At 64.8% G+C, this 20,707-nt stretch carries 18 protein-coding genes and 1 pseudogene; 13 read left to right on the top strand and 6 right to left on the bottom strand.

All coding sequences use genetic code 11. From position 1 onward, the window contains the following. Position 1 precedes the first annotated feature (1 nt). Genes purU through ACSYDV_RS12340 form a run of 5 tightly spaced genes read right to left on the bottom strand, consistent with a single transcriptional unit; the run spans position 2 to position 5,923 of the window. Positions 2 to 844 (bottom strand): formyltetrahydrofolate deformylase, encoded by an 843-nt coding sequence (gene purU, locus ACSYDV_RS12360; RefSeq protein WP_438324115.1) that lies wholly within the window; start codon positions 842 to 844, stop codon positions 2 to 4. Next, positions 841 to 1,419: a sarcosine oxidase subunit gamma gene (locus ACSYDV_RS12355; RefSeq protein ID WP_438324114.1), complete on the bottom strand. Its 579-nt coding sequence runs from the start codon at positions 1,417 to 1,419 to the stop codon at positions 841 to 843. Before ACSYDV_RS12355 ends, purU begins: the two co-directional genes overlap by 4 nt. Further along, positions 1,412 to 4,339, bottom strand: a complete 2,928-nt coding sequence (locus ACSYDV_RS12350; protein WP_438324113.1) for a sarcosine oxidase subunit alpha family protein — start codon at positions 4,337 to 4,339, stop codon at positions 1,412 to 1,414. The genes ACSYDV_RS12355 and ACSYDV_RS12350 overlap by 8 nt, the downstream gene beginning before the upstream one ends. Further along, positions 4,336 to 4,662: a sarcosine oxidase subunit delta gene (locus tag ACSYDV_RS12345; RefSeq protein WP_438324112.1), complete on the bottom strand. Its 327-nt coding sequence runs from the start codon at positions 4,660 to 4,662 to the stop codon at positions 4,336 to 4,338. Before ACSYDV_RS12345 ends, ACSYDV_RS12350 begins: the two co-directional genes overlap by 4 nt. A 13-nt stretch (positions 4,663 to 4,675) precedes the next feature. Next, positions 4,676 to 5,923: a sarcosine oxidase subunit beta family protein gene (locus tag ACSYDV_RS12340; RefSeq protein WP_438324111.1), complete on the bottom strand. Its 1,248-nt coding sequence runs from the start codon at positions 5,921 to 5,923 to the stop codon at positions 4,676 to 4,678. Between the two features lie 267 nt (positions 5,924 to 6,190). Here ACSYDV_RS12340 and ACSYDV_RS12335 point away from each other — a divergent pair. The 11 genes and pseudogenes from ACSYDV_RS12335 to ACSYDV_RS12285 all read left to right on the top strand — a co-directional run. Further along, positions 6,191 to 7,069 (top strand): annotated as a pseudogene (locus ACSYDV_RS12335) (bifunctional 5,10-methylenetetrahydrofolate dehydrogenase/5,10-methenyltetrahydrofolate cyclohydrolase); the annotation flags it as partial. Between the two features lie 638 nt (positions 7,070 to 7,707). Then, positions 7,708 to 8,610 (top strand): LysR family transcriptional regulator, encoded by a 903-nt coding sequence (locus ACSYDV_RS12330; RefSeq protein ID WP_438324110.1) that lies wholly within the window; start codon positions 7,708 to 7,710, stop codon positions 8,608 to 8,610. Between the two features lie 126 nt (positions 8,611 to 8,736). Beyond that, positions 8,737 to 9,204 (top strand): formate dehydrogenase subunit gamma, encoded by a 468-nt coding sequence (locus tag ACSYDV_RS12325; RefSeq protein WP_438324109.1) that lies wholly within the window; start codon positions 8,737 to 8,739, stop codon positions 9,202 to 9,204. Beyond that, complete coding sequence (locus ACSYDV_RS12320) at positions 9,201 to 10,790, top strand: NADH-ubiquinone oxidoreductase-F iron-sulfur binding region domain-containing protein (protein ID WP_438324108.1); 1,590 nt, start codon at positions 9,201 to 9,203, stop codon at positions 10,788 to 10,790. The genes ACSYDV_RS12325 and ACSYDV_RS12320 overlap by 4 nt, the downstream gene beginning before the upstream one ends. Before the next feature lie 4 nt (positions 10,791 to 10,794). Next, positions 10,795 to 13,641, top strand: a complete 2,847-nt coding sequence (fdhF, locus tag ACSYDV_RS12315) for a formate dehydrogenase subunit alpha (protein ID WP_438324107.1) — start codon at positions 10,795 to 10,797, stop codon at positions 13,639 to 13,641. A gap of 6 nt (positions 13,642 to 13,647) precedes the next feature. Then, the gene (locus tag ACSYDV_RS12310) at positions 13,648 to 13,887 is read left to right on the top strand and encodes a formate dehydrogenase subunit delta (protein WP_438324106.1); all 240 of its coding nucleotides are present in this window, start codon (positions 13,648 to 13,650) and stop codon (positions 13,885 to 13,887) included. Between the two features lie 26 nt (positions 13,888 to 13,913). Next, on the top strand, positions 13,914 to 14,660 hold the full coding sequence (locus tag ACSYDV_RS12305) for a formate dehydrogenase accessory sulfurtransferase FdhD (RefSeq protein ID WP_438324291.1): 747 nt from the start codon (positions 13,914 to 13,916) through the stop codon (positions 14,658 to 14,660). Between the two features lies 1 nt (position 14,661). Next, a complete protein-coding gene (gene mobA, locus ACSYDV_RS12300) occupies positions 14,662 to 15,198 on the top strand; it encodes a molybdenum cofactor guanylyltransferase (protein ID WP_438324105.1) in 537 nt (178 codons plus the stop codon). Beyond that, positions 15,191 to 16,402, top strand: coding sequence for a molybdopterin molybdotransferase MoeA (locus tag ACSYDV_RS12295; protein ID WP_438324104.1), 1,212 nt, complete (start codon positions 15,191 to 15,193; stop codon positions 16,400 to 16,402). Before mobA ends, ACSYDV_RS12295 begins: the two co-directional genes overlap by 8 nt. 151 nt (positions 16,403 to 16,553) lie before the next feature. Further along, the gene (locus ACSYDV_RS12290; RefSeq protein ID WP_438324103.1) at positions 16,554 to 16,868 is read left to right on the top strand and encodes a YdeI/OmpD-associated family protein; all 315 of its coding nucleotides are present in this window, start codon (positions 16,554 to 16,556) and stop codon (positions 16,866 to 16,868) included. Between the two features lie 215 nt (positions 16,869 to 17,083). Beyond that, a complete protein-coding gene (locus ACSYDV_RS12285; protein WP_438324102.1) occupies positions 17,084 to 18,160 on the top strand; it encodes a serine hydrolase domain-containing protein in 1,077 nt (358 codons plus the stop codon). A 20-nt stretch (positions 18,161 to 18,180) separates the two neighbouring features. Here the strand turns inward: ACSYDV_RS12285 and ACSYDV_RS12280 are convergent, their stop codons facing one another. Then, positions 18,181 to 19,188: a GlxA family transcriptional regulator gene (locus ACSYDV_RS12280; RefSeq protein ID WP_438324101.1), complete on the bottom strand. Its 1,008-nt coding sequence runs from the start codon at positions 19,186 to 19,188 to the stop codon at positions 18,181 to 18,183. 128 nt (positions 19,189 to 19,316) lie between these two features. Between ACSYDV_RS12280 and ACSYDV_RS12275 the strand changes: the two genes are divergently transcribed. Continuing rightward, positions 19,317 to 20,144: an alpha/beta fold hydrolase gene (locus ACSYDV_RS12275; protein WP_438324100.1), complete on the top strand. Its 828-nt coding sequence runs from the start codon at positions 19,317 to 19,319 to the stop codon at positions 20,142 to 20,144. A 54-nt stretch (positions 20,145 to 20,198) separates the two neighbouring features. Next, the gene (locus tag ACSYDV_RS12270) at positions 20,199 to 20,696 is read left to right on the top strand and encodes a hypothetical protein (RefSeq protein ID WP_438324099.1); all 498 of its coding nucleotides are present in this window, start codon (positions 20,199 to 20,201) and stop codon (positions 20,694 to 20,696) included. Positions 20,697 to 20,707: the final 11 nt, after the last annotated feature.

Here is a 20,707-nt window from a genome sequence, read left to right as displayed (position 1 = left end):
TTCAGAGCACGACGGTCTTGTTCCCGTTCTGGAAGATGCGGTGCTCGGCGTACCAGCGGACGGCGCGCGACAGCACCGATGCCTCGATGTCGCGGCCGATCGAGACCATTTCGTCGGCGGTGGTCCGGTGGCTGACGCGGCGCACATCCTGTTCGATGATCGGCCCTTCATCGAGATCGGCGGTGACGAAATGCGCGGTCGCCCCGATGATCTTCACGCCGCGCGTATGCGCCTGATGATAGGGTTTGGCGCCCTTGAAGCTCGGCAGGAAGCTGTGGTGAATGTTGATGCAGCGCCCCGCGAGCGCCTGCGAAAAATCGTCCGAGAGGATCTGCATATAGCGCGCAAGTACGGTCAGTTCGGCGCCGCTTTCTTCGATGATCGACAGGAAGCGCGCCTCCTGCGCCTCCTTCCCCTCGCTCATCGGCAAATGGTGATAGGTGAGGCCGTGCCACTCGGCTGTCTTGCGCATCGTCTCATGGTTCGACACCACGCCGACGATCTCGATCGGCAGCTGACCAATCTCCTTCTTGTGGATGATGTCGATCAGGCAATGGCCGAATTTCGACACCGCAAGCAGCACCGGCGTGCGCCGGGCAAGGTCGTGCAATTCCCATTCGAGCGCCAGTTCGGTCGCGACCGGCTCGACCACCTTCGCAAGCTCGTCGCGCCCGATCGGGCTCGTCAGCGCCATGCGCAGGAAAAAGCCGCCCGTGTCATCATCGCCATAAACCTCGGCCTCGCGAATGTCGCAGCCGCGCGCCGACAGTGTCGGCGCGACGGCCGCCATGATACCGGGCTTGTCGGGCGCACGGAATTTCAGAACGAGATTCGAGGTCGTCACAAATTGGCTCCTGAGATGGTCGCGCCGAGCAGCCGCGCGGCATAACCCGCCATCGACTGATCAAAGATCAGCCGGAAACGCGGCTGGCGGTCCTGATCGGGCCGGCGACTGATGAAAAATCCGGTGTCGGAAAAGGTCGATCGCTTCGCCGCACCGACGGGCATCGCTTCATCGGAAAAATCGAGTGGGCAATGCGCAGCGAGCGCTGAAGACGCTTTGGATCCACTCAGGTCGAAGGCCGCGCGAGCGTGGGTGATGTCGACCATCAGACCAAGGTTGCCCGCCGCCTCGGCGCAGTGCGTCCGGACGCGTTCGACATCGGCTTCGCCGCCCGTCACGAGCCATTCGCCGGGCGCCAGCCAGGCGATCGCGACAGGGCCGGGCTCAATCTCGCCAAGCACCGGCGGCGGCGCGATGCCGAGCGCGGTTTCGAACCAGGCATCGGGATCGGCGGCCAGAATCTGCAGCTTGGCAATGCCAAGCCTCGGGTCGGCCGTGAACCGCACACCCGCACCCTCGATCAACAAGTCCTCGGCAGCGGCGAGCGTCAACATGATTGCGCCTGTGTCAGCCATCGAGCTTTTCTCCCGCAGGGTCATAGAAGCGCGGATCGACGATGCGCGCCGGGCGCCCTTTGCCAAGATCCCAGACCTGAACCGTCTCGCCGATCCGCGCGGTGCCGCGCTCGATCAGCGCCATTGCGAGCGGACGACCGAGGGTCGGCGACTGGACCGAGGATGTGACCCAGCCCTGCGTCGCGCCAATCCCCTTGGTATCGGCCGCCAATATATGGGCCCCGCTCTCGAACATGCCGCCCGCATCAAGCGTTTCGAGGCCAACGAGCTGACGCCGATCGGCACGCAGCCCCTCGGGCGTCATCGTCGAGCGGCGGCCGACAAAATCGTCGGGTTTCTTCGCAACGGCCACGCCGAAGCCGACATCTTGCGGCATCGTGGTGCCGTCGGTGTCCGATCCGACGTGCAGGAAACCCTTTTCAATGCGCAGCGCCATCAGCGCCTCGACACCGAAGGGCGTGATCCCGTGCGGCGCGCCAGCCTGCATCATCGCATCCCACAGCGCGCGGCCAAAGCCCCACGGCACCGACACTTCGTAGGACAGTTCGCCCGAAAAGCTGACGCGCTGGATGCGCGCCGGGACGCCGCCAACTTGCCCCTCGCGATAGGTCATGTGCGGAAACGCCTCGCGCGACAGGTCAATATCGGTGCCGATCGCTTCGAGCACCGCGCGCGCCTTGGGCCCCGCGACATTCATCACCGCCCAACCGGTCGTCACATTCTCGACGAGCACCTTGAGGTCGGTCCATTCGCACTGCAGCCATTCCTGCAGCATATCGGCGATCGCCGCCGCATGGCCGCTGGTCGTGCCGACAAGGAAATGATCCTCGGCGATCTTGGCGAAAACGCCGTCGTCATAGATGATGCCATGCTCGCTGAGCATCAGGCCATAGCGGCAGCGCCCGACCTTGAGATTGCGGACGCCGTTCACATAGATACGCTGAAGGAACTCGGCGGCATCGGGGCCCTTCACTTCGATCTTGCCGAGCGGTGAGGCGTCGAACAGGCCGACCTGTGCGCGCACCGCGAGCACTTCGCGCGCGACCGCGGCATATTCGTCCTCGCCGGCGCGCGGAAAATAGGCGGGCCGCAGCCACGACCCGTAATTTTCCATCTTCGCACCCACCGCGAGCGCCGATGCATGCGCCGCGGCATGCGCGAGCGGCATCAGATTCTCGCCGACCGCGCGCCCGGCGAAACCGCCGATCGTCACCGGATCGAAGGGCGGACGGAATTTGGTCGTGCCGATCGCCTGCGGCGGCTTGCCGAGCAGGTTCGACAGCATGTGAATGCCCGTGACGTTCGAGGTCTTGCCCTGATCCGACGCCATACCGAGCGTCGTGTAACGCTTGAGATGTTCGACCGAGCGGAAATTCTCGCGCGCGGCGATCTGCACGTCGCCCGCGGTCACATCATTCTGGAAATCGACCCACGCCGTGCCCGCGCGCGCATCGCCATCTGCGAAATGGAGCGTCGGCCCGACCGCTGCCGGGAACGGCGCCTCTACCGCATCACCCTGCCCGGCCGCGCGGCCGCTGGCGAGCGCGATGTCGAGATCGAAGATGCCAGCCGCTGCGCCGACATTGACCGCCGCCTGCACCGACTTGCCCGGCAGGAACGCCTCCAGCGAGGCATGGAAGGCCAGCGAACCGCCCGACTGCGAATGGAGATGCACAGCGGGATTCCAACCGTTCGACATCAATATGGTGTCGCAGGCGATCGTCTCGCTCGCCTTTCCATCGGCGATATGCGCAACGACCACACCGCTGACGCGGCGACGGCCCTTCGCCTTGATCGGCGCGCTGTCCATGATCGTGCGGATACCGCGCGCCGTAGCGCCCTGCGTCACTTCGCCACCCTTGGTGCGACTATCGACGATCGCCGCGATTTCGACGCCCGCATCATGGAGCGTGAAGGCGGCATGATAGGCGCTGTCGTTGTTCGTCGCGACAACAACGCGGCGCCCCGGTGCGACGCCATAGCGCAGCGCATAGGTCTGCGCGGCCGATGCCAGCATCACGCCGGGAAGGTCGTTACCGGAAAAGGCAATGGGCCGCTCGAAAGCTCCCGTCGCAAGGATGACGCGCTTCGTCCGCACTTTCCAAAGGCGCTGGCGCGGACCGCTGCGCTGCGACGGGGGCAGATGATCGGTTATCCGCTCGCACAGACCGACAAGCTGGTGATCGTAGAAGCCAAAGGCCATCGTCCGGTTCATCACCGTCACATTCGGCATGCCCGACAGCGCGGCCAACATCCGGTCGCGCCATGCGATGGCAGCCAGACCTTCGATGTCGGACGGCTCCGAGAGCAAACCGCCGCCCAGTTCGACGTCGGCCTCGACCAGCAGCACCTTCTCGCCGCCTTTCGCCGCCGCGATGGCAGCCGACAGACCCGCCGCGCCCGATCCAACGACCATGATGTCGGTGTGTGCGAAACGATGGTGATAGCTGTCGGGATCGACGCCTTCGGGCGCATTGCCAAGGCCCGCCGCCTTACGGATCGCAGGCTCGAACCAGTGCCAGTTCGGCCACATGAAAGTCTTGTAATAGAAGGCGGCCGGGATGAAGCGCTTGAACAGGCTGTTCACCGCGAGCCAGTCGAACTCGGCGCTCGGCTTCGCATTGACCGGGTTCGCGACCAGCCCTTCGTAAAGCTCGATCTGCGTCGCCTTGACGTTGGGAACCGCGACCGCGCCCGCCTCCAGCTGGATGATCGCATTCGGCTCTTCGAGCCCCGCCGCCAGCAGCCCGCGCGGGCGGTGATATTTGAAACTGCGGCCGATGATCGAAACGCCGTTCGCCATCAGCGCGGAGGCAAGCGTATCGCCGACATGGCCGTGCAGCGTCCGCCCTGCCCATTGGAATGCGATCCGCTGGCCGCGGTCGACGCGGCCGGCCGTCTTCAGGCGCCAGCCGGTCATATGACGCCTCCCTGCGTCGCGGCGGGAGCCTCGCTCACACCGCTCTCGCCCGCTTCGGGACAGGCTTCACCCATCCTGTAAGTGACGCGAAACTGGTGCGTGACGGTATCGCGCGCGGCATTGAACCAGCGGCGGCAACCGGCGCTGTGGAACCAGCGTTCACGATGCTCGCCTTTCGGATTTTCGCGATAGAAGAGATAGTCGGCCCATTCGGCATCCGAAACCCGGTCATGTGGCCCCGGCCGCTCGATATGGCTTTCGCCGCCACAGCGGAATTCGATCTCCGCGCGCGGGCCGCAAAAGGGACAGTCGATCAGCAACATTTCTGGATATCCCCTAGTGCGCGATGCCAGAGGCCGAGGCCTCGTCGATCATCGCCCCGCTCTCGAATCGTTCGACGCCGAAGGCGTTCGCGAGCGGGTGCGACTTGCCCGTCGCCATGACGTGCGCGAGGCACCAACCGCCCGCCGGCACCGCCTTGAACCCGCCGGTGCCCCAACCGCCATTGATGTAGAGCCCGCCCACCGACGTTGGGCCGATGATCGGCGTCGAGTCATGGACGACATCGACGATCCCCGCCCATTGACGCAGGAAACGCATGCGCGAGAATTGCGGGAAGAGTTCGAGCACCCCGGCGGCGGCGCGCTCCATCCACGGCAGATTGCCGCGCTGCGCATAGGATAGATAGAGATCAAGCCCGGCGCCGAGCACCAGCTCGCCCTTGTCCGACTGGCTCAGATAAGTGCCCGTCGCGGGCGACAGGATCACCGTGTCGAGGCACGGCTTCACCGGCTCCGACACGAAAGCCTGCAGCGCATAGGAACTGATCGGCAGCCGCAGTCCCGCCTTTGCGGCGAGCACCGAACTATGCCCCGCGACCGCCATGCCGATGCGGTCCGAGCGGATCGTGCCATGGCTGGTCTCGACCCCGCGCACCTGTCCGCCCTCGATGATGAAGTCCTGCACTTCGCAATTCTGGATGATGTCGACGCCGAGCGCCGACGCCGCGCGGGCATAGCCCCAGGCGACCGCATCGTGCCGCGCCGATCCGCCGCGCGGCTGATTCACGCCGCCGAGGACGGGAAAGCGCGGGTTGGGGTTGAGCCCCGGGATATTCGCGTAAACGCTCGCCCCATCATGATATTCGGCGTCGATGCCATTGAGCAGCATCGCATTCGCCGAGCGCCGCGCCATTTCGACGCCATGCCGGTCGTGCGCGAGCGTCCACATGCCGCGCTGCGAGAACATGATGTTGTAATTCAGCTCGTCGGTCAGCTTTTCGTAAAGCTGAACCGAAAATTCGTAAAAGGCGGCCGATTCCGGGAAGAAATAGTTCGAGCGGATGATCGTCGTATTGCGGCCGGTGTTGCCGCCGCCAATCCATCCGCGCTCGATCAGCGCCACATTGGTGAGGCCGTGGTTCTTCGCGAGATAATAGGCGGTCGCGAGGCCATGCCCGCCGCCGCCGATAACGATCGCGTCATAATGCGCCTTGGGCGTCGGGTCGCGCCACGCCGGCTCCCAGCCGCGTTGACCGTTCAATCCCTCACGCAAAAGCGACAGCGCTGAGTAGCGTCTCGTCAAGACTCACCTTCCTCTCACCATTTAGATACACATATGTATGCAAATACGCAATAGCGATTCTGACGGAAAATCATATCGGGGCCGCACGCGGAAATCGGCGAGGAATTGAGAATAAGTGACAAAATATCTTGCCGAACGCCCTTAAGCGCATTCAGGAGGCCGGGGAATTTCCGAACGGAGACATGCACTTTTATTTAATTCATATATGTATATATATGCCTTGTCCGGCTGCTCTTATGCTTCGCCGGGCGTAGCAAGGAGAGGGTTATGGCTGCGCGCATCATCGACGGAAAACAGCGGGCAATCGCCCTGCGCCGCGACATTGCGATCGGTGTCGAACATCTCCGGGACGAAACCGGAATCACCCCCAAGCTGGTCACGGTGCTGATCGGCGACGATCCAGCCAGCGCGATCTACGTCCGCCGCAAAGGGGAGCAAGCTGCGGCGGTCGGGATGCAGACCGAAAGCCACCGGCTGTGCGAAACGATTTCACAGACCGATTTGCTATCCCTGATCGACGCGCTCAATCGCGACGAGACCGTGCACGGAATATTGGTTCAGCTGCCGCTTCCTCCGCACATCGACAAGGCCGCAGTGCTGCGCGCCGTCGAGCCCGCCAAGGATGTTGACGGATTTCACCCGATAAACGTCGGCCTGCTCGCAAGCGACAGCGACGCCGCCGCCGCCGACCGCATCGTTCCATGCACGCCAAAGGGCTGCATGATGTTGCTGGTCGACGAACTCGGATCGCTCGAGGGCCTGAACGCCGTCGTTGTCGGGTGCTCCAATATCGTCGGCCGCCCGATGGCACAGTTACTTCTGCAGGCGCGATGCACCGTGTCGATCGCCCATATCCATACGCGAGACCTGCCCGAGTTGGTCGCCGATGCCGACATATTGGTGAGCGCTGCGGGCGCGCCGGGGTTGATCAAAGGGGCGTGGATCAAGCACGGTGCGGTCGTCATCGACGTCGGGATCAATCGCGTGCCGACCGAAGACGGCCGCGGATCGCGGATCGTCGGCGACGTCTGCTTCGACGAAGCGAAAGCGCGCGCGTCGGCGATCACTCCCGTTCCGGGCGGCGTCGGGCCGATGACCATCGCGTGCCTGCTGGAAAACACGCTGCGCGCGGCCATATCCGCGAGCGCGCGCCACATGTCCGAAACCTGGGCGACGCGCGACCGGCTATCGCAGTTCGCTTTACCCTCGCGGCATCCGCAACAACAATATGTATCTGAATATTAATTCGACCGGACAGGTGGGAATGGCGCCATTTCATGAAATCAGCGCGTATATTGCGGAGCCTCTCCCGCATGATTCGAGCAACCATGTCGATCGAGCCATCGATATCTTCGGTGCGAGCATCTGTTAGCCGCCGGCCTTCGAGCTATCGCTGTTGGTTGAGTTCCAGCTTGCTTACCCCTTTTGGCATTCTTCCGGCAGGACCACAGAATTTGAATCGGAGTTGCTCGATCGGAAATTGCGAAATTGCGAGATAATCAGTGAGCCAATATAAGATTGGCGAGACCCTTAAACCAAGGCTCCAGAGCCCCAGAGGTAGACTTTGGAGCCATATAAACTCGCGCATCATCATGTTGAAAATAAACAGATTTTTCTTGGCAGTATAGGCGGCACCATTTTCGAGCGATTGCCGGCCGCAGAGCCCCACACACCGTCACTTTTCTGCCCGTTCCGGCACATATGCCGGGCGGAGCACACGGCCGGCCATCAAGCCCTCGCCAACGGCTTGCCCGCACGTTTCCGATGTGCGACGCAGCTCCCCCATGCAGACCCGCCTTGTCGAATATTTCCTTGCCCTCCACCGCGAACGGCATTTCGGCCGGGCGGCGGCGAGCTGCAACGTGTCGCAACCGACCCTTTCGGCAGGGATCGCGACGCTCGAGGGACAGCTCGGCAAGCGGCTGATCGTCCGCGACCGCAAATATGCCGGACTGACGCCCGAAGGTGAGGCGATCCTGCCATGGGCACGGCAGCTGGTCGCCGCCGCCGATGCGCTCGAACAGATCGCCGGCACCACGCACGGGCCGCTGAAAGGCGAACTGCGGCTCGGCGCGATTCCGGCATCGATGCCCGCGACCGGCTTTCTGATCGAGGCGATCCGGGCGCGCTTCCCCGATCTCAATGTCCAGGTGCGCGCCCTGACCTCGCGCCAGATCGAACGCGAACTGGCGGCCTTCGAACTCGACGCCGGGGTCACCTACCTCGATTTCGAGCCGCCCGCGCATGCGCTCGCCGTGCCGCTCTACAGCGAACGCAGCCAGCTGGTCAGCGCGAAGGACGGCATCGCGGTACCAGAACGGCCCGACTGGCCCGACCTCGCGCGCCTGCCGCTCTGCCTGCTGCATCAGGGGATGCAGAACCGCCGCATCCTCGACGCTCACCTCGCCGCGCTGGGGCTCGCGCTACGGCCGATCGTCACCGCCGACAGCTATATCGCGCTGCTCGCCATCGTCCGGCAGGGGCATCTCTGCTCGATCATGCCCGACAATCATGCGCTGTTGCTGCAAGGGCTCGATTGGGCGCAGGTCACGCCGCTACCCGAAACGGGCGAAGCCAACCGGATCGGCGTCATCGTCTCCGACCGCACACCGATGAGCCCGCTCGCGCAAAGCGTCCTCGCCGTCGCACGCGAGTTGCGGCTCCCGCAGGGTTATCGGCTCGGCTAAACACCTGCCCGCCGCTGGCACCACGGCAGGTGAAGCATGATAGACAAAATCTATCAAACATGGCGCAGATCGATTTGACCTGCGTACGCCTCTGCGCCACTGAATTTCCTGAAAAGGATGGCGTGCATGGGATTGGAAGAAGCAAAGGCGTTCGTTGACGACTGGGTGCAGCGCGAAGGCGCCGGGCGCGACCAGCTGCTGCCGCTACTGCATGCCGTGCAGGACGAGATAGGATATATCGATGACACGCTCGTCCCCGCCATCGCGGCGGCGCTGAATCTCAGCCGCGCCGACGTCCACGGCGTCCTCACCTTCTATCACGACTATCGCCGCCAGCCCGCAGGGCGCCACATCGTGAAACTGTGCCGCGCCGAAAGCTGTCAGGCGCGCGGCGGCGCAGCGATCGAAGCCGCGGCGGCCGAGCGGCTTGGCGTCGCGATGGGGGAGACGCGCCGCGACGGGCAGGTCACGCTGGAACCCGTCTATTGCCTCGGCCTGTGCGCGATCGGCCCCAACGCGCTGGTCGATGGCCGCCCGGTCGCGCGGATCGACGCGGCGACGCTCGACCGCATCGCCATCGAGATCGCGGCATGACGCGCGTCTTCATCAGCCGCGACATGGCGTCGGTCGCGCTCGGCGCCGACGATCTCGCGCGCGCCTTCGCCGATGCCGGCTGCGAGGTCGTCCGCACCGGATCGCGCGGGCTGTTCAGCATCGAACCGCTGGTCGAAGTCGAAACCGCCGAAGGCCGCATCGGCTACGGACCGGTTGGCCCCGGCGATGTCCGCGCTATCCTCGACGGCACCCACCCGAACCGCCTCGGCGATGTCGCCGCCCTGCCCTTCTTCGCCGCGCAACAACGCTTCACCTTCGCCCGCTGCGGCATCGTCGATCCGCTGGGCCTCGCCGACTATGCTGCGCACGGCGGCTGGACCGGCCTCGACATCGCGCGCTCGGCCGAACCGCAGGCCGTCGTCGACACCGTCAAGGCGAGCGGCCTGCGCGGGCGCGGCGGCGCGGGCTTTCCGACCGGAATCAAGTGGCAGACGGTGCTCGATGCGCCCGGCCAAAAAGAGGAGGGCGGCCCGAAATATATCGTCTGCAACGCCGATGAGGGCGACAGCGGCACCTTCGCCGACCGCATGCTGATGGAGGGCGATCCCTTTTGCCTGATCGAGGGCATGGCGATCGCCGCCCACGCGGTCGGGGCCAGCCACGGCTATATCTATATCCGCAGCGAATATCCGTATGCGATCCGGACGATGCGCGACGCGATCGCGCTATCGGCGGGCCGCATCGCACCCTTCACGCTCGAAGTCCGCGCCGGCGCCGGCGCCTATGTCTGCGGCGAGGAAACCGCACTACTCGACAGCATCGAGGGCAAGCGCGGTCAGGTCCGCGCCAAGCCGCCGCTTCCCGCGCTCGCGGGCCTGTTCGGCAAGCCGACGGTAATCAACAATGTGCTGAGCCTCGCCGCCGTCCCCTTCATCCTGTCCGAAGGTGCGGAAGCCTATGCGACCGTCGGTTTCGGCCGTTCGCGGGGGACGATGCCCGTCCAGCTTGCCGGCAATGTGAAGCATGGCGGATTGTTCGAGGTCGGATTTGGTATCACGCTCGGCGAACTGGTGAACGACATCGGCGGCGGCACCGCCAGCGGCCGCCCGGTACGCGCGGTACAGGTCGGCGGGCCATTGGGCGCCTATTTCCCGCCATCGATGTTCGACCTGCCTTTCGACTATGAAGCCTTTGCGGCGGCGGGCGGGCTGATCGGTCATGCCGGGATCACCGTCTTCGACGACAGCGTCGACATGGCGCATATGGCGCGCTTCGCGATGGAATTTTGCGCGGTCGAGAGCTGCGGAAAATGCACACCATGCCGGATCGGATCGACGCGCGGGGTCGAGATTGTCGACCGGATTATCGCGACGCGGACAAACGAGCCGGTGCGCCCTGTGGCGAATGACGGGACGCTCGGCAAGGCACTTTATTCGCGCGCGCCCGACCGCATCGACGTCAGCCTCGGCGCCCAAACCGCGCTGCTGCGCGACCTCTGCGACACGATGAAATATGGATCGCTCTGCGCGCTCGGCGGTTTTACCCCTTATCCGGTACTGAGCGCGCTGGATTATTTTCCCGAAGACTTTGGTGCCCCCGCATCGGTCACCGAAGCAGCGGAGTAGGAACATGGGCTTCACCCGCGAAACCGACCATGGCACGCCGCCCGCTCTCGCGACGGGCAAGCATGTTACGCTGACGATCGACGGCGAAAGCGTCACCCTGCCCGAAGGCACGTCGATCATGCGCGCCGCGTCATTGACCGGCACCGCGATCCCGAAACTCTGCGCGAGCGACAATCTGGAAAGCTTCGGTTCGTGCCGCCTCTGCCTCGTCGAGGTCGAGGGCCGCGCCGGCTATCCCGCCAGCTGCACGACACCGATTGCCGAAGGCATGGCAGTGCGGACCCAGACCGACCGGCTGAAACAGCTGCGCCGCGGGGTGATGGAGCTTTATATCTCCGACCACCCGCTCGACTGCCTGACCTGCGCCGCCAACGGCGATTGCGAATTGCAGGATCAGGCGGGCGCGGTGGGCCTCCGCGATGTCCGCTACGGCTATGACGGCGCAACCAACATGGGGCAGCCGAAGGACCAGTCGAACCCCTATTTCGATTTCGACCCGTCGAAATGCATCGCCTGCTCGCGCTGCGTCCGCGCCTGCGACGAGGTGCAGGGAACATTCGCACTCACGATCGAGGGCATGGGCTTCGGATCGAAGGTCGCCGCGTCGCAAGATGATGATTTCCTCGCGTCCGAATGCGTCTCGTGCGGCGCCTGCGTGCAAGCGTGCCCGACCGCGAGCCTGATCGAGAAGAAGGTCGTCGAAACCGGCACCCCCGACCGCGCGGTGGTCACCACCTGCGCCTATTGCGGCGTCGGCTGCACCTTCCGCGCCGAGATGCGGGGCGAGGAACTCGTCCGCATGGTGCCGTGGAAGGACGGCAAGGCGAACCGCGGCCACAGCTGCGTCAAGGGCCGCTTCGCCTGGGGGTATGCGCAGCATCAGGAACGCATATTAAACCCGATGATCCGCGCCAGCGTCGATCAGCCGTGGCGCGAAGTCAGCTGGGATGAAGCGATCGCCCACACCGCCAGCGAATTTCGCCGCATTCAGGAACAATATGGCCGCCTCTCGGTCGGCGGCATCACCTCCAGCCGCTGCACCAATGAGGAAACCTTCCTCGTCCAGAAGATGATCCGGCAGGGCTTCGGCAACAACAATGTCGATACCTGCGCGCGCGTCTGCCACTCGCCGACCGGCTATGGACTGAAGACCACCTTCGGCACCTCGGCGGGAACACAGGATTTCGACAGCGTCGAACAAAGCGACGTCATCCTCGTCATCGGCGCCAACCCGACCGACGCGCACCCGGTCTTTGGCAGCCGCATGAAACAGCGATTGCGGCAGGGCGCGAAGCTGATCGTGATCGACCCGCGCCGGATCGATCTGGTGAAGTCCCCGCATGTCGAGGCCGAACATCATCTGCCGCTGCGCCCCGGCACCAACGTCGCCCTCCTGACCGCGATGGCGCATGTCGTAGTGACCGAGAAACTCTATGACGAAGCCTTCATTCGCGCACGCTGCGACTGGGAAGAATTTCAGGATTGGGCCGATTTCGTGTCGGAAGCCGCGCGCTCGCCCGAAGCGATCGAGCCGCTGACCGGCGTCGCCGCCGCCGATCTGCGCGCCGCCGCGCGCCTCTATGCCACCGGTGGCAATGCCGCCATCTATTATGGCCTCGGCGTCACCGAACATAGTCAGGGCTCATCGACCGTGATGGCGATCGCCAACCTCGCGATGGCGACGGGCAATATCGGGCGCGAAGGCGTCGGCGTGAACCCGCTGCGCGGCCAGAATAATGTTCAGGGTGCGTGCGACATGGGCAGCTTTCCGCACGAATTCTCGGGCTATCGCCATGTCTCCGATGACAATGCCCGCGCGATGTTCGAAAGCGCGTGGGGCGTCAAACTCGACCATGAGCCGGGGCTGCGCATTCCCAACATGCTCGACGCCGCGACCGACGGGACGTTCAAGGGCCTGTTTATTCAGGGCGAGGATATCCTCCAGTCCGACCCCAACACCCGCCACGTCGCGGCGGGGCTCGCGGCGATGGAATGCGTCGTCGTGCAGGATCTGTTCCTCAACGAAACCGCCAATTACGCGCATGTCTTCCTGCCCGGGTCGACCTTTCTCGAAAAGGACGGCACCTTCACCAACGCCGAACGCCGCATTCAGATGGTGCGCAAGGTGATGGCGCCCTTGAACGGCTATGCCGACTGGGAGATCGTCCAGCGCGTCGCGAATGCGCTGGGGCTCGGCTGGGACTATACGCATCCCTCGGAAATCATGGACGAGATTGCGGCGCTGACCCCGACCTTCGCCGGCGTCCATTATGACCGGCTCGATGCCGAAGGATCGCTGCAATGGCCCGCGAACGACGCCGCACCCGATGGCACGCCGACGATGCACATCGACGGTTTCGTGCGCGGCAAGGGCAAGTTTGTCGTCACCGACTATGTCCCGACCGACGAAAAGACCGGGCCGCGCTTCCCGCTCTTGCTCACCACCGGCCGCATCCTCAGCCATTATAACGTCGGCGCGCAGACGCGGCGCACCGCGAACACCGCCTGGCACCCCGAGGACCGGCTGGAAATCCACCCCAGCGACGCCGAAAATCGCGGGATCAAGGATGGCGACTGGGTAGGCCTCAGGAGCCGCGCGGGCGAAACGACCCTGCGCGCGTTAATCACCGAACGCGTCGCGCCCGGCGTCGTCTATACGACCTTCCACCACCCCGACACGCAGGCGAATGTCATCACGACCGATTATTCGGACTGGGCGACCAATTGTCCCGAGTATAAGGTGACTGCGGTGCAGGTCGGCCTTTCGAACGGCCCGTCGGACTGGCAGGAGGATTATGCCGATCACGCGCGACAGAGCCGACGCGTCCTTCCGGTCGAAGCGGCGGAATAGATAACGATGGCGCATGACGAGGACGGCGTGATGTCGACGGGCGACCGGCTCATCTACATGGCGAACCAGATCGCCCGCAATCTGGCGAGCGAGGGGTCGGATCAGGCGGCGGCGATGGTCGCCGATCATATCCGCAGCTTCTGGGACCCTGCGATGCGCGCCCGGATCAGCCTTCTGGCGGCCGAACGGCCCGATGCCCTGTCGCCGATCGCGGCCGCCGCGATTGCGCGGATCGGACAATTTTGACCGCAAACCGGACCCCACTACAGCGCATCGCACGCAACGGCGCCCGCGAGACCATCGCGCGCGAACTGGCCGAGGAAGTGCCGATCGCGCTCGAATTTAACGGCATCGGCTATGCGGTGTTGATGGCGACCCCGACCGATCTGGAGGATCTGGTCGCAGGATTTCTGCTCGCCGAGCGGCTTCAGCAACGAAGCGACAGCACAGTCGCCGTCGCGCTCCACCCAGCCGAGGACGGGATCGTCGCGCGCGCCAGCCTGCCCGCCGAACAGGCACGCGGATTGCTCGACCGTGTCCGCCACCGCGCGTCGGACTCCTCGTGCGGGATGTGCGGTATCGAAAATATCGCGCAGGCAATGCGGCCGCTGCCGCGCGTGACGTCGGCGACGCTGGCGAGCGACGCCGCCATTTTCCATGCGCTGGGCGCGCTCGGCGTCCATCAACGGCTTAATGCGCGCACCGGGGCGGTCCATGCTGCGGCGCTGGTCGCGGCGGATGGCAGCATCCGCCTCGTCCGCGAAGATGTCGGCCGCCACAATGCATTCGACAAGCTGATCGGCGCGATGCGCCGCGCGGCGCTCAATTGGGATGGCGGCTTTGCGTTGCTCACCTCGCGCTGTTCCTTCGAACTTGTCGAAAAGGCGGCGCTGGCCGATTGCCCGATGCTGGTGACGATTTCGGCGCCAACGCGGCTCGCCGTCGAGCGCGCGGCCAGCGCCGGCCTCGCGCTTCGCGTCCTCGCACGCCCCGACGCCCTGCTCGCGAGCGATGCCTAGGGTGCGCATCGCGGGCGTGGTTCTGGCGGGCGGACAGTCGCGCCGCTTCGGGTCCGACAAGGCCGAAGAAAATTTCGGGGGCCGCTCGCTTCTCGACTGGTCGCTCGCGGCGCTCGAACCCCATGTCAAGCTTCTGCTCGTGTCGGGCCGCCCTCACCTGCGCCATCTCACCGTCGCCGACCGTCCCGTCGCGGGCCTCGGACCACTGGGCGGACTGGCCGGCGCGCTTGTCGCTGCACAGGACCGGCAATTCACCCATTTGCTGTCGCTGCCCTGCGATACGCCCCGCCTCCCGCATGGCCTGCTGGACGCGCTGCAGACGCATCCCGAGGGCTGCTTTGCGGCAAGCTGCCCCGTCATCGGCTTCTGGCCGACCCGGCTCGGCGCTGAACTCGAAACCCATCTTGCCGCAGGCGGCCCGCGATCGATGCGCGCCTGGACACAGGCGGCCGGGATCATGCCGCTCGACTGGACCGGCGACATTCCCAATATAAACAGCCCCGTCGATCTTGCCGATCTGGGCGGCACAAATGGCTGAAAAAATTCCGGTTTCCGAGGCGCTCGACCGGATCGAGCGACATGTTTCGCCGTCTGCCCCGCTATGGATCGCGGTCGATGCCGAAGCCGAAGGACATATCCTCGCCGCCCCTGTGACCGCCGCCGCCGACACGCCGCGCTTCGATTGTTCGGCGATGGACGGCTTCGCCCTCAACAGCCGCGAAACCCATGCGGCCACCCCATCGGTGCCGGTCCTTCTCGACCTCGCCGCCGACATCGCGGCCGAAGCCGTGCCCGCTGCACTGCCGCCCCGCGCCGCCGCGCCGATCAGCACCGGCGCAGCTATCCCCGCAGGCGCCGATGTAGTGGTTGCGAAAGAATATGGCCGGATCACGGGCGGCAAGCTCGAGCTGACGGAATCAGCTGCCGCCGGGCGCAACGTCCGCCGGCGCGGCGAGGATGCACCGGCCGGCGGGCATGTCGCGTCCGCGGGCGCGCGCCTGTCGCCGGAGCTGATCGCGGCGTTGCTCTCCTATGGCGTATCGCAAGTCGAAGCCCGGCGCCCTCCGTGTATCGAGATCGTCGCAACGGGTTCGGAACTCGCCCCGCATATCGGTGGCGATTCGATGGCGCGCATCGACAGCAACGGCCCGATGATCGGCGCCATGTGCCGCTCGCTCGGGCTCCCATACCGGGTGACGCGCCCGATACGCGACGACCTCGAACAGCTTTGCCATCGCCTCCTGTCGTCCGGAAATGACCCCCGGGCCGATGCACTCGTATCGACCGGCGGCGTGTCGGTGGGCGCCCATGATCTGGTGTGCGAAGCGCTCGACCGCATCGGCGCACAGATCATCTTTCACGGAATCGCGATGCGCCCGGGAAAACCCATGCTGTTTGCGATCCTGCCCGACGGCCGCCCTTTCTTCGGGCTGCCGGGCAACCCCGTCGCGGCGCTGGTCGGCTTCCGCTTCTTCGTGCTCGCCGCGATCCGAGCCATGCTCGGCCTGCCGCGCGAAACCGGGCGCCAGATTGCGGCTCCCGCGCCGCCGCGCGACGGCACGACACTCTTCCTCCGCGCCCGGACCGGATCGCCGTCATCGAACGCGGTGGAACTGCTCGACGATCAACGCTCGCACATTCTGGCATCGGTCATCGCGGCGAACAGCTGGATCAGACTCGAAACCACCGCAGAAGGCACCAGCGCGCGGCTGTTCGATCAGGCGCCCCGACTGGTCCCCTGAAAAAGCGGCCATTCGTCGCCCCGCGCGTTGCGGCGTGCGGGCCTATTCAAGGGTGGACATTTCCCGGTCCGGCGGTCAGCATCCGCGATACAGGCGCATTTCACCCTATTGATGCAACCGGCTCAAATCAGGCGCGCTTCCCGGAGGTTTTGTGACGAATGCTTTTCTCCACGGCACGGTCCATCAGGCAAAAGACGATCTTCAAGCTGCCGTGCGATCCGATCCCGGCATCCTGTCGCTATGGGAAAGCCTCACACCGCTCGGCCGGAATGAATTCATCTGCTGGGTCGATGACGCGAAACAGGCCGCGACACGCCAACGTCGTATCGAGCGGACGTGCGAAGAGTTGCTCGAAGGGAAAAAACGTCCGTGCTGCTGGGCGGGGTGCATTCACCGCACCGACAAAGCGCCGAGCCGATGGCAACAGGCGGTTCTGATCGACAAGAAGAAAAAGGACGCCCCATAAACCATGACGATCAGGCGCAGCATGACGCCCGGGCCGGGCGGCGGACACAAATGAGTCATTCGGAAACCCGGTTGGGGCGGCGGGCTTTGCTCGCCGGATCTGCGGCGCTGATCGGTGGCGGGGCGACCTCCGCCGTTGCGCGAACGGGCGCTGAATGCCGCAATGAAAATGCCAACTGGATCCCGTCCGGGGACCTGGTTCGGAACCTTCCGCGCTTGATGCAGATTGCCGGGGTGCCCGGGGCCGCCATCGCGGTCGCGGATCGCGGGGCGCTCGTGTGGAGCCGGGGCTTCGGCGTCAAAAACATTCTCACCCGCGACCCGGTGGACGAGAATACATTGTTCGAAGCCGCCTCGATGACCAAGCCGGTCTTCGCCTATGTCGTGATGCGGCTGGTCGACGAAAAGCGCCTCGACCTCGACACGCCGCTCGTCGCCTATCGCCGGCCGGCGAATTTGGGCAGCGACCCACAGCTCGAACTCATCACGGCGCGGCATGTGCTGGGGCATTCGACCGGCCTGCCCAACTGGGCTTCCGAACCGCTCGTTACCAACAGTCCGCCCGGATCGCGCTACACCTATTCCGGCGAAGCATTTGTGTGGCTCCAGCTGGTGGTCGAGAAGATCATGGGAATGGGCCTCGGCAGCGTGATGCAGGCAAAGCTGTTCGACCCGGCCGGGATGTCCCGCAGCAGCTTCGGCTGGGACGCACAGATTGCAGGATCGGTGGTATTCGGTCATTCCGAACCTCCGGAAGGCGAGCAAATCCTGCCGCCCCAACCCACCCGCGAACTGGGCGACCGGCTCCTTCAGGTCGCTTCGCGGTGGGGTAAACCGATCGCGTCCTGGACCTACGAAGATTTTATCGAGGCAATGCGCGAAGCCGATTCCAAGGCGTCGCCATCGACACGCGACCTTCTGGTCAATTCGGCGGGAGGGCTCCTGACGACCGCTTCCGACTATGCGAAGTTCGTGCTGCTGATGATGGACCGGCCAGCGCGAAAGGATTGGGAGATCAGCGAAGCAGCCCGGCAGGCGATGCTCACCCCCCGGACCGAAGTGCGCGGGCGCGACATTTCGCGCGGACTGGGTTGGGAGCTGGAGCAAGGCCCGGCGGGCCCGCTGTTCCAGCACAGCGGCAGCAACTACGGAATCTTCAAAACGCTGGGCGTCGGCGATGCCCGGAGCGGACGAGCGATCGTCATCTTCACCAACGCAGCGAACGGAAATGCGCTTGCGGGCCGGATCGTCCGGGAAGCAACGGGGATCGACCGGCTGAAGTCCCTGATCTGACCGGCGCGTCGCCGGTCAGATCATGCCACGCGCTGGATCGACTCGGTCGAGAAGCGCTGACGATATTCGTTGGGCGACAGGCCGGTGATCCGGTGAAACAGCTTCCGGAATGCCGCGGCATCCTCATAACCGACGCTCCATGCGATCTGATCGACCGTCCGCCTGGTAAACTCCAATAGCTCGCGCGACTTGCCGACGCGCAAATGCTGCGAATATTCGATCGGCGTCATCCCCGTCGCGGCCTTGAAACGACGCTGGAAAGTACGCTCCTCCAGCCCGGCCTCGGCCGCCAGCTCGCTGACGCCGCCAACGCGGCCTTCCTTCGCCTGCAGGAGGTGCTGCGCCTTCAGCACCGCCTCGTCGCCATGCGTCAGGCGCGGGGCAAAGCTCGCATAATTGCGCTGCTCGCGCCCACCGGGGTCGATCAGCAGGAAGCGCGCGGTCTCCATCATCACCGTCGGCCCCAGCAACCGCTCGACAATCCGCAGGCCCAGGTCTGTCCACGCCATCAGCCCGCCCGCCGTCACGATATCGCCGTCGTCGATCACCATCCGGTCGGACTCCAGCCGCACGTCGGGAAAGCGCTCGCGGAACTGCTCTGCAAAAAACCAGTGCGTCGTCGCCGGACGTCCGGCGAGCAAGCCCGTTGCAGCCAGCGCAAAAGCCCCGCCGCAATTGGACGCCAGTGTCGTCCCCTGCGCATGGCGATCGAGCAGCCAGCGTGCATAAGGTGCCACTTCGTCGGCCTCGAGCAGCTTGTGCAGGCTTCCGGGCGCGATCAGCACCGTCGGCGAATTGCCGGCCGGTTCGTCCGGATGGCTATCATAACAGCGCGCAAAGCCTCCACCCTCCTGCAACCGCCAATGGCTGATGCGGACGGGGGCGCGGCCATGGTCGACCGCGAAACGTCCGGCGATATGGAACAAATCGGTAATCCCGAGGACCATTCCCATCTGGCAGTCGGGATAGAGCATCATCCCGACCTCGACGAGCGCGACCTTCGCGTCCGGCACTTTTACCTTGGCCATGTCGCCTCCTTTGTCGGAATCGAACCGCATAATGTCGCTTACGCCAATCCCGATCAAGTCCACACCGGCCTATCTCTTGTCTCACCGGCAGACGAAGCCGCCTCGCACACGACGGAAGGACCGACATCATGACCACGATCACCACCAAAGACGGCACCAACATCTTCTTCAAGGACTGGGGCCCGAAGGACGGCCAGCCGATCGTCTTTTCGCACGGATGGCCCCTCAGCGCCGACGCATGGGATGCCCAGATGGTGTTTTTCGCCAACCAGGGTTTCCGCACCATCGCCCATGACCGCCGCAGCCACGGCCGTTCGGATCAGGTCTGGGAAAACAACAATATGGACCAGTATGCCGACGATCTGGCCGAACTGATCGAACAACTGGATCTGAAGGACGTCATCCTCGTCGGCCACTCGACCGGCGGCGGCGAAGTCACCCGCTACATCGGCCGCCATGGCACGAACCGCGTCGCCAGGGTCGCACTGATCGGCGCGGTTCCCCCGCTGATGCTCAAGACCGAAGCCAATCCGGGCGGGCTGCCGATCGACGTCTTCGACGGCATCCGCAAGGGCACCTTCGACAACCGGCCGCAGTTTTTCAAGGAACTGACGCTCCCCTTCTACGGCTATAACCGCGACGGCGCACTGGTGTCCGAGGCGGTTCGCGACGACTTCGTCCGTCAGGGGATGAACGGCGGCCTCAAGGGTCTTCTCGATAGCATCCGCGCCTTTTCAGAGAGCGACTTCACCGACGATCTGAAGAAATTCGACGTGCCTACCCTCGTCCTCCACGGCGACGACGACCAGATCGTGCCGATCGGCGCCGCGGCGCTGTCCACCGTGAAGATCGTCAAACATGCGGTGCTCAAAGTCTATGAAGGCGCCGACCATGGCCTGACCGTCACCCATCAGGACCGGTTCAACGCCGACCTTCTCGATTTCATCAACAGCTGACAATATGCGAGGCGCGGTCCCCGGACTGCGCCTCCTCATCAAAGGAGACGTAAGATGATATTCGGTTTGACCATCCCGCAGTTCACCACGCTCCATGTCGCGATCAGTCTGATCGGCATCGGAACGGGCCTTGTCGCCCTCCCCGCCTTCGCGCGCGGGCGCCTCCTCCCCCGCACTACCGGCATATTCCTGTGGACGACATTGCTCACCAGCCTGACCGGCTTCCTCTTCCCGATCGTCGCCTTCACCCCAGCGCTTGGAGTGGGCATCCTCTCGACCCTGATCCTGATCATCGCCTTCGCGGCCTATTATGGCCGCAAGCTCGCCGGTGCAGCCGCGACCACCTATGCGATCACCGCCACCCTCGCGCTCTATCTCAACCTGTTCGTGCTGGTTGTGCAGTCCTTCCTCAAAGTGCCCGCGCTCAATGCGCTGGCGCCGACGGGAACCGAAGGGCCGTTCGTGGCAGCACAGGGCGCGCTGCTGATCGTCGCCGCGCTGTTCGGCTACGCCGCGGTCAAGGCCGCCCGCCGCCGGACCGCGCCGGCCTGACCAGCCAAAGG

This window comes from Sphingopyxis selenitireducens, assembly GCF_051550705.1.
In the GTDB taxonomy this organism is placed as follows: Bacteria; Pseudomonadota; Alphaproteobacteria; order Sphingomonadales; family Sphingomonadaceae; genus Sphingopyxis.
Note: the sequence above shows the minus strand (reverse complement) of the source record. Positions and strands in the feature narration are given on the sequence as shown.

Bases quoted from the DNA above. Each gene is read 5' to 3' on its own strand.
- ACSYDV_RS12355 (WP_438324114.1), bottom strand. From the start codon at position 1,419: ATGGCTGACACAGGCGCAATCATGTTGACGCTCGCCGCTGCCGAGGAC.
- ACSYDV_RS12350 (WP_438324113.1), bottom strand. From the start codon at position 4,339: ATGACCGGCTGGCGCCTGAAGACGGCCGGCCGCGTCGACCGCGGCCAG.
- ACSYDV_RS12345 (WP_438324112.1), bottom strand. From the start codon at position 4,662: ATGTTGCTGATCGACTGTCCCTTTTGCGGCCCGCGCGCGGAGATCGAA.
- ACSYDV_RS12330 (WP_438324110.1), top strand. From the start codon at position 7,708: ATGCAGACCCGCCTTGTCGAATATTTCCTTGCCCTCCACCGCGAACGG.
- ACSYDV_RS12325 (WP_438324109.1), top strand. From the start codon at position 8,737: ATGGGATTGGAAGAAGCAAAGGCGTTCGTTGACGACTGGGTGCAGCGC.
- ACSYDV_RS12320 (WP_438324108.1), top strand. From the start codon at position 9,201: ATGACGCGCGTCTTCATCAGCCGCGACATGGCGTCGGTCGCGCTCGGC.
- fdhF (WP_438324107.1), top strand. From the start codon at position 10,795: ATGGGCTTCACCCGCGAAACCGACCATGGCACGCCGCCCGCTCTCGCG.
- ACSYDV_RS12310 (WP_438324106.1), top strand. From the start codon at position 13,648: ATGGCGCATGACGAGGACGGCGTGATGTCGACGGGCGACCGGCTCATC.
- ACSYDV_RS12295 (WP_438324104.1), top strand. From the start codon at position 15,191: ATGGCTGAAAAAATTCCGGTTTCCGAGGCGCTCGACCGGATCGAGCGA.
- ACSYDV_RS12280 (WP_438324101.1), bottom strand. From the start codon at position 19,188: ATGGCCAAGGTAAAAGTGCCGGACGCGAAGGTCGCGCTCGTCGAGGTC.
- ACSYDV_RS12275 (WP_438324100.1), top strand. From the start codon at position 19,317: ATGACCACGATCACCACCAAAGACGGCACCAACATCTTCTTCAAGGAC.
- ACSYDV_RS12270 (WP_438324099.1), top strand. From the start codon at position 20,199: ATGATATTCGGTTTGACCATCCCGCAGTTCACCACGCTCCATGTCGCG.